The following is a 12,613-nucleotide window of genomic DNA, read 5'->3' on the forward strand; positions in this document are numbered from 1 at the left end:
GCATAGTCATGTTAGCTAATTTTTGAAAGAGAGAAGATTAGCTTATTAAAAAGAGGGGCGCGAATGGCACAAGAAGAGTTAAAAATTTTTAAAGAAGAACATCGGAAATTAGCTAGTTTAGAGCCATTAATGTCTCTTGTGAAAACTGATCTTGCTCATGTTAACGATATAATTTTGGAGAGACTTCAAAGTCCGGTTACTTTAATACCCGAGATTGCAGGTTATTTGATTAAGAGTGGAGGAAAGCGGTTGAGGCCGGTGCTTACTCTGGCTTGCGCTCAACTTTTCGGATATCAAGGGGAAAAGGCGATCTCATTAGCTGCAAGTGTTGAATTTATTCATACAGCAACGCTTTTACATGATGATGTGGTTGATGAAAGTGGCTTACGACGAGGGCAAGCTTCTGCAAATCAATTATGGGGAAATCAATCCTCAGTATTGGTGGGGGACTTTTTATTTAGTCGTGCTTTTGAACTGATGGTTGAACAAGAATCTCTTCCCGCGTTGAAAGTACTTTCCAAAGTTTCAGCAACAATTGCTCAAGGCGAAGTTTTGCAACTTTTGCATATTAATGATCTTGCAATGACGACTGAAAAATATCTTGAAATCGTCCATGCTAAAACCGCAACTCTTTTTGAAGCTGCTGCGCGTATTGGGGCGATCATTGCTCAAAGGACTGTTGAGGAAGAGAAAAACTTACAAGAATTTGGGCATAGTTTGGGGATGGCTTTTCAGTTAGTAGATGATGTTTTAGATTATACGGCAGATGAAAAAACGCTCGGCAAGGCTGTCGGCGATGATTTTCGTGAAGGAAAAATTACACTCCCCGTGATTCATAGTTATCAAGAAAGTGATGTGGCTGAGAAAAAATTTTGGCACCGCGTGATGGTTACTCTCACTCAAGAAGAAGGAGATTTTAAACAAGCTCATGCATTATTAGAAAAGCATCAAGCGTTCGAAAAAACGCTGTGTCTGGCGCAACAATATCTCCAAAAAGCCAAACAAGCTCTCTATACTTTTCCGTCAAGCCTTATTCGTGAGGCTTTGTTAGAGACATGTACTTTTGTCGTGCAGCGGAAAAATTAAGCTGACAACGTAAAGATAATTGTCAAACCTAAAGAAGTGTAAAATGATAGAGAGCATATATTGATATGCCCTCTATTAAACAAATTTTTAAGTTAACGAATTAACAATTTGCAATAGCTTCGTCATATTCGCGATGAATGCGTTCTATTTCGCGTTGTCTATCATGAGGTAGAATGTCGCGATTTTCTCTAATGCTATCAAGGGCATGATCTCTATTTTCACGCGCTCTCTCTCTACATTGTTGTGATGCATCAGTAGCTTCAGCGCCACTCACAAAACAACCCAACATAATGGATGTAAGTACTATTTTCTTTAACATTTGTTTCTCCATGTAAATAGTTAATAACAATCTAATTAAATGATAAAAATATTAATAAAGACTTAATATTAACTAAATTAAAATTGTTTTTTTAAACACAAGTAGGCTGAACATGATTCATTTTAGTCTAACATCAATTAGTTGATATCTTCCAGAACTTGCGAGATCCTAAACGTTCCAGAGTCGATTCCAAAAATGCTCTACTTCTCCCTCATTTTCACCCTGCCTGTCACGCACGCTGAGGGGTTTCCCTTCTCTTTCATCAGGCAAAGAGAGGGTATTCGCTCAAAAAGAGCGTTGAGGCTTTATTTCTTCTCCTAAGTAAGGATTTTAATCCCTATTTTAGTCTTTTTCTTGAGGATTCATGTCAGAGAGAGTGAAAGGATTATAAGGTTTTGCAAGGCCTGTATAAGATGCGAAATACTCTCTTATCATCCTATTACTAGCCTATCATAATATGATACATTTTTCAAGGAAATTCGATAAATGTACTTAATAAATTGTCTTTTTATAACAATGATTTAATATTTTTTTAGAGAAAATTTTGGAAGGGGTAAATAATTGTTTTAAAAGCCCTTATAAAAATTAAAAAATGGCCTCAAGGTAGCGCTTAAGCATGGCCTGATTCTAAGGAGAGAAGTTCAGGATTCACCCCAATTTTATTCAGAACTTGTTTCCACAGAAGGTCTAATTCTTTTGTGAAAACAAGGTCAAGATCTGCATCAACCGTGAGCCAACTATTTTCTTGAAGTTCAGCTTCTAATTGCCCAGCACTCCAGCCTGTATAGCCTAAAGCTAAGATCTTTTTTTGCGGGCCATGACCACTTGCGATCTCATTTAAAATATCAACAGTCGCTGTGAGAGCCATCTCATCACTGATTTTGACAGAGGCCTTATGCAAATAATCAGTTGAATGAAGAATAAAGCCTCGTCCCATTTCAACCGGACCTCCGAAATGAATAGGAATTTCATCGGTGATGAAAGGCGTTTTGATGTTTAATTGATCTAAGAGCTCTTGAAGCGTAAGGGAATCAATCAAGCGATTTAAAACAAGCCCCATGGCGCCTTGTTTATCATGACCACAAATCAGGATCACGGCATGGGTAAAACGAGGATCCATAAGATGAGGCATTGCCACGAGAAGTTTGCCGGTTAAAACATCTGTTGAAGAAGTGAAAATAGAATTTTTATTCATTTATAGTACCAAGATAAGGTAGGATGAGAAAAAATTGCATAATGGTATTCAAGTCATGCCTAACAAATTGAGAGTTTTTAACCACTTAAAGTTTATCTTAGCATTTCTATATGTCGGCGTACAGATAACATCTGCTCAGCCTTCAAAAATGATTAAAGCAGAGCTTTTGAGTGCAGTTCAAGGAACGAAAGGCCATCAAGACGTCTTACTCGGCCTTCGGCTTGAAATTCCTTCAGGGGCTAAGATAAACGCGCCTTCTCCTGAAAATTCTGCGGTTGCTCCTGTTTTTGAGTGGCAAGAATCACAAAATTTTAAAGAGGCTCAAATTTTGTGGCCGCTGGGCAAACATCGTCATGTTGAAGGAATAGATTTTTATTCTTATGAAAAATCGGTGATCATTCCTATTCGGTATATTCTGAAGAATGCAAGTCAACCCACCAAGGCTCACGGTAAATTCAAATATATTCTATGCCAAGAGCAATGTGTTCCTCAAGAATTGACCTTTAAGGTAGACTTGCAAAGCGACCGTGGTGAAGAAACTCCTTTTTCGGAGCTTCTATTTCGCGCAAAACAAACGATAGCTCATGATCTTATTTCTGAGGATGAGGTAGGTTTTGCTCTTATGGTGTTATTTGCTTTCGTGGGGGGATTTATTCTTAATTTTATGCCCTGTGTTTTGCCTGTTCTGTCTTTAAAATTTATGAGTATTACGCGACAAGAACAGCGTCTTCATCAAGATTTCCATTATCGGTTAGGTTTTTGGGCGACGTTTGCCGGAATTTTATCTTCCTTTGTAATTTTTGGCATTGTTGCCATGGCTTTAGATTCTTTAGGAGCTCAAGTCGGATGGGGATTGCATTTCCAGCAACCTACTTTTCTCGTGTTTATGATTGCCATCTTAACCTTATTTACCTGTAATTTATTGGGATTCTATGAGATTGGTTTGCCTGTCGCACTTCAAACGAGATTGAGCGCTATTTTTGGGCAACATTTTCCGCACTTAGTGGAAGATTATTTGACTGGTGTTTTTGCGACGCTATTGGCCACCCCTTGTACAGCTCCTTTTTTGGGAACAGCCTTGGGGTATGCTTTCTCGCGCTCCGGGCTTGAAATTATTTTACTATTTAGTGTGATGGGAATTGGCTTTGGGCTTCCCTATTGGCTAGGGGCTCTTTTGCCGGTGCGGTGGCTTAAACTGCCAAAAGCGGGGCCTTGGACACTGACTTTGTCCCGTATTTTAGGAGGGCTTTTAGCCTTGACAACGGGATGGTTAGTGTGGGTTCTTGCGGGAGCTCATAGTATGTTAGCAATGCTGGTGGTCACAGGAGCTATTTTCACAATGGCTCTTCTTTTTTATGTGGGGCAAAAACGTCCGTTGTTACGTCGATGGGTCTGGGGGCCTTTTTTAATCATCTTATTGTCGGCTTTTTTGCCTTCAGCCATAAAAACGACACAAGTTTCGCCATTAAAGGCGGAGAATAGTCTTTGGCAGCCTTTAGATATCCAAAAAATTCCTGAACTTGTTCAAGCCGGAAAAGTCGTTTTTGTGGATGTGACGGCTGATTGGTGTTTAACCTGTAAGCTCAATAAAGCTTTTGTTTTAGAAGAAAAGAAAGTTTTAAAGGCCTTAAAATCACCTCACGTTGTTGCGATGCGCGGCGATTGGACACGTTATGATCAAGACATTCAGAATTTTCTTACTCACTACAATCGAGTAGGTGTTCCTTTTAATATTGTTTTTGGACCTAAACAATCGCAAGGAGTGGTTTTAAGCGAAATTCTAAAAAAGAAGGATGTCCTTGAAGCTTTAAAACGTGTACAAAGCGATTGACATTTAAAAGAGGTGAGGGTTATAACACCGTAAGAGTTTATATAAGGACTATTGGCATGAAAAAAGATATCCATCCAGATTATCATAAGGTTAAGATTGTTTTTACAGATGGAACAAGCTTTGAAACCCGTTCTACATGGGGCAAAGAAGGTGATTCCCTTCGTCTTGATATTGATCCAACAACACATCCTGCTTGGACGGGCGTACATCGTTTGATGGATACAGGTGGACAATTGTCTAAGTTCAAGAATCGTTTCCAAGGATTTGGACTTAAGAAGTAAATTAAGTTTACAGATGATACAAAAAAAGCCTCCTAAAAGGAGGCTTTTTTATGGGATTAAGGAAAAACTTTAAGCTTTCCCAAGATAAATCTTCGTCAATTGATCTAATAACTCAAGAGCTTCTTCTCGGGGTCTTTGGAAAGCATTGCGTCCGATAATAGATCCATGACCTCCGCCATGATGGATCGCGCGCGCATCTTCATAGACTCCGTTTAAGTCCTTTGTTTCGCCGCCAGAAAACACCACAAGACGGCGTTCATTAAAGCAACATTGCATAACATGACGAACACGATCAGTCATTGTTGAGACATTAATTTTATATTTTTCATATTCTTTGCGAGCCGCGTCAACTTCAAGATGAGCAGAAGGAAGTTTCACCTTAATAATGTGAGCTCCTAAAAGAGCTGCCATATGGGCTCCATACGTGACCACGTCGATGGCTGTTTCGCCTTCTTTAGAAACATTTCCACGCGCATAAGACCAAATAACGACGATAAGGCCATAAGCTTTTGCTTCTTCTGCGAGGGCTTGAATTTCCTCAAACATGTCTAAACTCGCATCTGCGCCTGGATAAATCGTAAAGCCAATTCCAATGCACCCTAATCTGAGAGCATCTTGGATAGAAGCTGTGACAGCTTGATCTGAAAGGCGCGCTTCTTTTGTTGAGGGAAGAAGTGAGTTTGAGCTGTTAATTTTTAGAATAGTAGGAATAGCGCCGGCAAAAGTATCGGCACCTGCTTCCAGCATGCCCAAGGGAGCGGCATAAGCAGAAAGGCCGGCATCCACGGCAAGTTGATAATGATAATGGGGATCATAGGCGGCGGGATTGCTGGCAAAGCTTCTGCCAGGACCATGTTCAAATCCTTGATCCACGGGAAGAATGATTAATCGTCCGGTATTACCGAGTCGGCCATGCGTCAAAAGGCGGGCAAGATTCGTTTTTGTTCCCGGGTTATCACTTTCATAATAACTTAAAATCTTTTTGATTTTATTGTTAATTTTCATGGAATTTCCTTTAAAAGTACCAAAATGGTCGGAGCGGCGGGATTTGAACCCACGACCCCCACACCCCCAGTGTGATGCGCTACCAGGCTGCGCTACGCTCCGACTAATGGCGACTATAATGAGGTTGATTCGGCCATGCAAGATGGTTCCCGAAAAAAGTTATCAAAAGAGGGATTTTTTTAAGTCTTAAAAGATTCTCAGCGCGATAAGAAAGAATAGAATGCTTTTTAGTTGTATTTAACTAAAAAAATCGCTTTATTGTGAAAAGGTTAATTAAATTTATGGAGAAAATATGAAGAAACTTCACTCATTAGTTTTAATTACTGCAAGTTTAGCAGGAAGTGTAAGTCCTCTTATTGCCGGTGGTTATGAAGCTAAACTTTGGAATTCCGATAGCATCGGTGAAGCCCTTGCAGGAAGTTCAGTCAAAGAAGGCGATATTACAACAATGACTCGAAACCCGGCGTCAGCTTTAGGGTTTATGACTTCTCCTTATCAAGTTGCAGTGGCAAGCACCGTTGTACTTCCCAGCATTAAATTTAAGGATAAGGGATCAAAAGTTGCATCCGGTGCTGCTTTAACAGGAAGCAATGGGGGGAATGGTGGCAAAGATGCAGTTGTTCCTGCGGCTTATTTAGCCTGGAATTTTAACAAAGATGTGAAGTTTGGTCTTGCCATTACAAGCCCCTGGGGCCTTAAAACTGACTATGAAGAGGGTTGGAAAGGGCGGTATCATGCTTTAAGGTCAGAATTAAAGACGATCAATATTATGCCAGCGGTTGCCTATAAAGTGAATGAGCAATTTGCAATTGGTGCAGGCGTGCAGATTCAATATATGGATGTGCGTTTATCTCGCGCGATTGATTTTGGATCTTTTTTTGGAGCATCTCAAGCCTATGATGGAGGAGTTAAGCTCAAGGGAGATAAGTGGAGTTATGGGTGGAACGTTGGCTTAGCTTATCGTCTTTTAAAGAATGTTCGCCTTGGATTGAATTATACTAGCCAAGTTCATCATAAGCTTACAGGAAAAGCTAATTTTGAAAAACCCGCAGCCATAGCGCCTTATTTAAATGCGCCTCGTTTTAATAATCAAGGCATCAAAGCAGATGTAAAAACACCAGAACGCGTTATTTTAGGCGCCGCATGGGATTTTCATCCTCAAATGACTTTATTGGGAGAGGTTAATTATACTCAGTGGAAACGGATGAAAGAAATTAATGTCCGTTTTGCTACACCAGGTGTAGTCCCCGATATTACGCCGATGAAATGGCGGAATACGGTTTCTTATCATCTTGGTTTAAATTGGCGTCCTTCTGAAGAATGGACATTCCGGACAGGGTATGCTTTTGATCCATCGGCTGTTCGCGATGATCACCGAACACCTGCCGTTCCCGATCAAGAACGTCATTGGGCAGCTCTTGGTGCGACGTGGACTCCAACTGAAGCTAAGGATGTGTCTTTTTCCATTAACTATGCGCATGAATTCGTTCGTAAGGCTAAAAGCAAACTTAACGATGCAAGTCGTGGTAACTTAGTTGGTTCCTATAAAACGAGCGTTGATTTAGTGAGCGCTCAAATTAAGTGGCGTTTCTAGTCGCTTATTAAGCTAAGAAAAAAAAGGTGTGTGAAGGTTATCACGCACCTTTTTTTTTAATCATTTTTTAACAAGAATTATTTCAAGATACAGATAAGGAAAGAGGAATAAAGATGGGTAAACAAAAAAAAACTGAACATTTATGGCTAAAGAAATATCCTGAAGATATTTCTTGGGATGTTCAATTTACTGGCAAGCCCGTTTATGACTTACTTGAAGAAAGCGCTCGCAGATTTCCTACAAGACCATGCATTGATTTTTTAGGGAAAAAATTTAGTTACCAAGAAGTTTTGTCGCTTGTGAATAAAGTTGCGAAGGGATTACAAAATCTCGGCGTTAAAAAAGGCACAAAAGTGGGTATTTTTATGCCTAACGCGGCTTATTTCCCCATTTTTTATTTTGGAATCTTAAAAGCAGGGGGCGTTGTCGTCAATTATAGTCCTCTTTATGTCGTCCAAGAAATTGCAGATCAGATTCGGGATTCTGAAACTGAAATAATGGTGACTCTTGATCTTGAAGTTCTTTATTCGAAAATTCTTGCAGCACAAAAAGAGACAAAGTTTAAAAAAATTATTATTTGTCCCGTTAAAGATATCTTGCCTTTCCCTAAAAATATTCTGTTCCCATTGTTAAAACGGAAGGATCTCGCAAATATGTCATGGGATCAGCATCACGTTCGTTTTAAAGAGCTCATTAATAATGAAGGGAATCCTAAAGTCATCAAGATTGATCCTCAGGAAGACATTGCCGTTTTTCAATATACGGGCGGCACCACAGGGTTACCTAAAGGCGCCATGCTAACGCATGCGAATATCTATATTAATGCTCAACAAGCTCGTCTGTGGTTCTCAAAAGTTAATGAAGGAAATGAGCGTATTTTAGCGGCTCTCCCCCTGTTTCATGTCTTTGCAATGACAGCTATTATGACATTCGCAATCAGATCTGGCTCAGAAATGTTCATGATGTTTCCACGATTCAATGTGGATGAAGCCATGAAGATGATTCAAAAGCATAAGATTACATTTTTTCCTGCTGTTCCAACAATTTATACAATGATTAACAACCATCCTAATATTAAGAATTTTAACTTAAAGAGTTTGAACGCATGTTTATCAGGAGGGGCGCCTCTTCCTATCGAAGTCAAAAAGAAATTTGAAGAGTTGACGGGGTGTAAGCTTGTAGAAGCTTATGGACTTTCAGAAACATCGCCAGGCGTCACCTCTAATCCTTTTTACGCCCTTAATAAAGCAGGGTCTATAGGCATTCCTTTACCCGGGACGGAAGTCCGCATTATGTCTTCTGAGAAAAAAGATCAAGAAGTTCCTCAAGGAGAACGAGGAGAAATATGTATTAAAGGTCCTCAGGTGATGAAAGGTTATTGGAAGCGTCCTGAAGACACACAGAGTGTATTCCAGGGGGATTATTTTCGGACAGGTGATATCGGTTATATGGATGAGGATGGATATATTTTCCTCGTGGATCGACTGAAGGATTTAATAATTTGTAGTGGGTATAATGTTTATCCTCGAGTTGTTGAAGAAGCCATTTACCAATATCCAGACGTTGAAGAAGTAACCGTGATTGGTGTGCCAGATAAGAAACAAGGGGAAAGCGTTAAAGCTTTTGTAAAATTGAAATCAGGAAAAAAAGCTGATCCGGATGACATAAAAAAGTTTCTACAAGACCGTTTATCCGCTGTTGAAATGCCACGATATTTTGAATTTCGGGACACGCTTCCCAAAACGATGATTGGAAAATTATCTAAGAAAGAACTTCGAGCAGAAGAATTAAATAAACCAACTAAAAAGGCAACTTAGCTATTAAGAGGGGGAATGACAATGACAACAAAAGCGCTTATTGCAGGATATGTGAGATCACCTTTTACTTTTGCGAATAAAGGCGAACTTACAAAAGTTCGCGCTGACGATTTAGCTGCTTTTGTCATCAAAGACCTCCTCAACAAAACAGGGATTAATGCTAACGACATTGAAGATCTTCTTTTAGGGTGTGCTTTTCCTGAAGGAGAGCAAGGATTAAACGTAGCTCGATTGATTGTTTTGTTGGCAGAACTTCCTCTTTCAATAGGGGGTGTGACAATAAATCGATTTTGTGGATCTTCGATGCAGGCTATTCATTCTGCTGTGGGCGCAATCGAAGCCGGAGCGGGAGAGGTTTTTATCTGTGCAGGTGTTGAATCCATGAGTCGCGTGCCCATGGGAGGCTTTAATCCAATGCCAAACCCTAAACTTTATGAAACCATGCCAGGAGCTTATATGTCGATGGGAGAGACGGCTGAAAATGTCGCCCGACGTTTTGACATTTCAAGGAAAACACAAGATGAATTCGCGGTTGAGAGTCACAAACGCGCGGCTGCAGCGCGTGAAAATGGCAAGTTGGAAGAAGAAATCATAGCAGTCCCTATCCGAGATCAAAAAATTGAGAGAGATGGCTGTATTCGTCCAGAAACAACTTTGGATGTGCTCGCCACACTTAAACCAGCTTTTGAAGAAGGAGGGTCCGTCACAGCGGGAACTTCTTCACCTCTCACTGATGGGGCTGCAGCTGTTTTGGTTGTCTCTGAAGAATATGCAAAAAGAAATAACCTCCCTTGTCTTGCAAGAATTAAGTCGATGGCAATTTCTGGTTGCGATCCCGAAGTGATGGGGATAGGTCCTGTAAATGCTACCCGAAAAGCGCTGAAACGCGCAGGACTTGAAATAAAAGACCTGGATATTATCGAGCTTAATGAAGCTTTTGCTTCTCAAGCTATTGCTTGTGTAAAAGAGCTCGGCCTTGACCTTCAAAAGGTTAATATTGATGGTGGGGCAATTGCCTTGGGGCACCCCTTAGGAGCGACAGGCGCTCGTATTACAGGAAAGGCGGCAGCCTTACTCAAACGAGAAAAAAAGAGATATGCCCTGGCTACGCAATGTATCGGTGGCGGCCAAGGAATTGCAACTATCTTGGAGGCCTGCGAATGACTTTTGAGATTAAAAAAGTTGGTGTGATTGGTGCGGGCACAATGGGCAGTGGAATTGCAGCTCATCTTGCAAATGCGGGCGTTGAAGTGCTTCTTTTAGATATGCCTCAATCGGGATTTGGAAAAAAGAATCAACTTGCAGAGCAAGCTATTGAACGCTTACAGAAAGTTGATCCTGCGGCTTTTATGACACCTAAGATGGCTAAATTTATTACCCCTGGGAATCTTGAAGATGATCTTGAGAAGCTAAGCGCCTGTGATTGGATAATTGAGGCCATTGTTGAAAATCTTGACGCTAAACAAAATTTATATCAAAAACTTGAAGGAATTCTTAAGCCTCATACAATTATCTCCTCCAATACGTCGACAATTTTGTTGCGGCACCTCATTAAAGATCGGACGAAAATTTTTCAATCATCTTTTATGATTACGCATTTTTTTAACCCCCCCCGATATATGCGTTTATTGGAAGTCATAAAAAGTTCCTTTACAGATCCTAAAAAAGTTGAGGCCATAAAATTATTTACAGACATTAAATTAGGAAAAAGTGTTGTTGATTGCCACGATTCTCCGGGATTTATTGGAAATCGTATCGGTATTTTTTGGCTGCAGCTTGCGGTTTTAGAAGCTATTCAACAAGGCCTCAAAGTTGAGGAAGTAGACGCCCTTTTTTCTAAACCGATGGGGATTCCTAAGACAGGTGTTTTTGGTTTAATTGATTTAGTGGGTCTTGATTTAATGCCCTTAATTGGTACGAGCATGAAAGCATCTCTGCCTTCTCATGACCTTTATTGTCAATTGGAACAAGAAACCCCTTTAATTCAAAAGATGATTTCAGAAGGGTATGTGGGGCGCAAAGGAAAGGGAGGATTTTATCGTATTAATCGCGATAATGGGTCTAAAACTAAAGAAGTTATTGATCTTATAACGGGGACCTACAGTCAAACAAATAAGGTTAAACTTTCTATTTTAGAAAATACATCGACTCTAAAGGATCTTCTTTCTTATCCTGATCAGTATGGCAAGTATGTATGGTCGGTTCTTTCGCAACTCCTTTGCTATGTCGCGTCTAAAGTAGATGAAATCGCTGATGATATTGTGGCTATTGATACGGCGATGAAGCTTGGGTATGGATGGAAATATGGTCCCTTCGAATTATTAGATAAAATTGGAACTTCATGGTTTGTTCAAAGATTGAAAGAAGAAGGAAGAGCAGTACCATCTCTGTTAGAGAAGGTGGGTTCACATTCATTTTATAAAGTACAAGACGGCAAGCTTCATCATTTAATCCTTAAAGGAGGGTATCAAGAAATTCAACGCCTTCCAGGGCAACTTTTACTGTCGGATATTAAAATTACATCGAAGCCTTTGGCCAAGAATGGCTCCGCCGCCTTATGGGATATTGGAGACGGTGTGGTTTGTCTTGAATTTACAAGCAAGATGAATTCTATCGATCTTGATATTATGAAAATGATTCATAAAGCTGTCGAAATTGTTCAAAAAGATTACAAAGCCCTTGTAATTTATAATGAAGGTCAAAATTTCTCAGTAGGAGCAAATCTTGGGCTTGCGTTATTTGCTGTAAATTGTGCTTTGTGGCCTCTTATTCAACAACTCGTTGCAGAAGGGCAACAAGCTTATAAAGCGCTAAAATATGCGCCTTTTCCTGTCGTTGGCGCCCCTTCTGGAATGGCCTTAGGAGGCGGATGTGAAATACTTTTGCATTGTGATGCTATTCAAGCTCATGCTGAGACCTATATGGGATTAGTTGAAGTCGGTGTTGGCCTTGTTCCCGCCTGGGGTGGCTGTAAGGAAATGTTGGGACGTTGGCTTAATCATCATAAGCGGCCTGGCGGAGCAATGGTCGCTGTTGGAAAAGTCTTTGAAATGATTGGGACTGCGACAGTGGCAAAATCTGCGTTTGAAGCCAAAGAACTTTTATTCATAAAAGAAGAGAATGAAATCACGATGAATCGTGATCGGTTGCTCGCTGCAGCAAAACAAAAAGCTCTTGATCTTGTTAAAGATTATCATCCCCCTCAAGCACATCTCTATTCTCTTCCTGGAGGTGTGGCTCGTGTGGCTCTTTCCATGGCGGTTAAAGTCCTTGTTAAGGCAGGAAAAGCAACGCCTTATGATGAAGAAGTCTCAAAATATTTAGCCACAATTTTAAGTGGTGGAGATATTGATATTACAGACACTCAAGGAGAAGATGAAATTCTAAAACTTGAGAGAGAAGCATTCATCACTTTGATTAAAAACCCAAAAACCCTTGCAAGAATAGAACATATCCTCGCAACAGGTAAGCCTTTAAGGAACTAG

The 12,613-nt window shown here is 40.3% G+C and carries 10 protein-coding genes and 1 tRNA gene; 7 read left to right on the plus strand and 4 right to left on the minus strand.

Annotated elements, in window-relative coordinates:
* Positions 1-63: 63 nt before the first annotated feature.
* Positions 64-1,086, plus strand: a complete 1,023-nt coding sequence (locus J0H12_00300) for a polyprenyl synthetase family protein (protein MBN9412354.1) — start codon at positions 64-66, stop codon at positions 1,084-1,086.
* 100 nt (positions 1,087-1,186) lie between these two features.
* Here J0H12_00300 and J0H12_00305 read toward each other — a convergent pair whose 3' ends face one another.
* Both J0H12_00305 and J0H12_00310 read right to left on the minus strand, forming a co-directional pair.
* The gene (locus J0H12_00305; protein MBN9412355.1) at positions 1,187-1,405 is read right to left on the minus strand and encodes a hypothetical protein; all 219 of its coding nucleotides are present in this window, start codon (positions 1,403-1,405) and stop codon (positions 1,187-1,189) included.
* Positions 1,406-2,015: 610 nt separating this feature from the next.
* Positions 2,016-2,600, minus strand: coding sequence for a YqgE/AlgH family protein (locus J0H12_00310; protein ID MBN9412356.1), 585 nt, complete (start codon positions 2,598-2,600; stop codon positions 2,016-2,018).
* 34 nt (positions 2,601-2,634) lie between these two features.
* Here J0H12_00310 and J0H12_00315 point away from each other — a divergent pair, with 34 nt between their 5' ends.
* Together J0H12_00315 and rpmE are read left to right on the plus strand one after the other, a co-directional pair.
* Positions 2,635-4,431 carry a thioredoxin family protein gene (locus J0H12_00315; GenBank protein MBN9412357.1) on the plus strand — a complete coding sequence of 599 codons (1,797 nt, stop codon included), beginning with the start codon at positions 2,635-2,637 and terminating at the stop codon, positions 4,429-4,431.
* Positions 4,432-4,487: 56 nt separating this feature from the next.
* Positions 4,488-4,712 (plus strand): 50S ribosomal protein L31, encoded by a 225-nt coding sequence (rpmE, locus tag J0H12_00320; protein ID MBN9412358.1) that lies wholly within the window; start codon positions 4,488-4,490, stop codon positions 4,710-4,712.
* Positions 4,713-4,781: 69 nt separating this feature from the next.
* Here rpmE and J0H12_00325 read toward each other — a convergent pair whose 3' ends face one another.
* Both J0H12_00325 and J0H12_00330 read right to left on the minus strand, forming a co-directional pair.
* Entirely contained in the window at positions 4,782-5,717 is a 936-nt protein-coding gene (locus J0H12_00325) for a class I fructose-bisphosphate aldolase (GenBank protein MBN9412359.1), read from the minus strand.
* Positions 5,718-5,742: 25 nt separating this feature from the next.
* Positions 5,743-5,819: transfer RNA gene (locus J0H12_00330), tRNA-Pro, on the minus strand.
* Between the two features lie 190 nt (positions 5,820-6,009).
* On the opposite strand from J0H12_00330, the gene J0H12_00335 reads away from it, so the two are divergent.
* From J0H12_00335 to J0H12_00350, 4 genes are all read left to right on the plus strand, one after another.
* The gene (locus J0H12_00335) at positions 6,010-7,311 is read left to right on the plus strand and encodes an outer membrane protein transport protein (GenBank protein MBN9412360.1); all 1,302 of its coding nucleotides are present in this window, start codon (positions 6,010-6,012) and stop codon (positions 7,309-7,311) included.
* Positions 7,312-7,424: 113 nt separating this feature from the next.
* Positions 7,425-9,128, plus strand: coding sequence for a long-chain fatty acid--CoA ligase (locus tag J0H12_00340; GenBank protein MBN9412361.1), 1,704 nt, complete (start codon positions 7,425-7,427; stop codon positions 9,126-9,128).
* 21 nt (positions 9,129-9,149) lie between these two features.
* A complete protein-coding gene (locus tag J0H12_00345; protein MBN9412362.1) occupies positions 9,150-10,292 on the plus strand; it encodes a thiolase family protein in 1,143 nt (380 codons plus the stop codon).
* Positions 10,289-12,613: an enoyl-CoA hydratase/isomerase family protein gene (locus J0H12_00350; GenBank protein MBN9412363.1), complete on the plus strand. Its 2,325-nt coding sequence runs from the start codon at positions 10,289-10,291 to the stop codon at positions 12,611-12,613. Before J0H12_00345 ends, J0H12_00350 begins: the two co-directional genes overlap by 4 nt.

The organism is Candidatus Paracaedimonas acanthamoebae (genome assembly GCA_017307065.1).
In the GTDB taxonomy this organism is placed as follows: Bacteria; Pseudomonadota; Alphaproteobacteria; order Caedimonadales; family Caedimonadaceae; genus Paracaedimonas; species Paracaedimonas acanthamoebae_A.

Bases quoted from the DNA above. Each gene is read 5' to 3' on its own strand.
- J0H12_00300 (MBN9412354.1), top strand. From the start codon at position 64: ATGGCACAAGAAGAGTTAAAAATTTTTAAAGAAGAACATCGGAAATTA.
- J0H12_00305 (MBN9412355.1), bottom strand. From the start codon at position 1,405: ATGTTAAAGAAAATAGTACTTACATCCATTATGTTGGGTTGTTTTGTG.
- J0H12_00310 (MBN9412356.1), bottom strand. From the start codon at position 2,600: ATGAATAAAAATTCTATTTTCACTTCTTCAACAGATGTTTTAACCGGC.
- rpmE (MBN9412358.1), top strand. From the start codon at position 4,488: ATGAAAAAAGATATCCATCCAGATTATCATAAGGTTAAGATTGTTTTT.
- J0H12_00325 (MBN9412359.1), bottom strand. From the start codon at position 5,717: ATGAAAATTAACAATAAAATCAAAAAGATTTTAAGTTATTATGAAAGT.
- J0H12_00335 (MBN9412360.1), top strand. From the start codon at position 6,010: ATGAAGAAACTTCACTCATTAGTTTTAATTACTGCAAGTTTAGCAGGA.
- J0H12_00340 (MBN9412361.1), top strand. From the start codon at position 7,425: ATGGGTAAACAAAAAAAAACTGAACATTTATGGCTAAAGAAATATCCT.
- J0H12_00345 (MBN9412362.1), top strand. From the start codon at position 9,150: ATGACAACAAAAGCGCTTATTGCAGGATATGTGAGATCACCTTTTACT.
- J0H12_00350 (MBN9412363.1), top strand. From the start codon at position 10,289: ATGACTTTTGAGATTAAAAAAGTTGGTGTGATTGGTGCGGGCACAATG.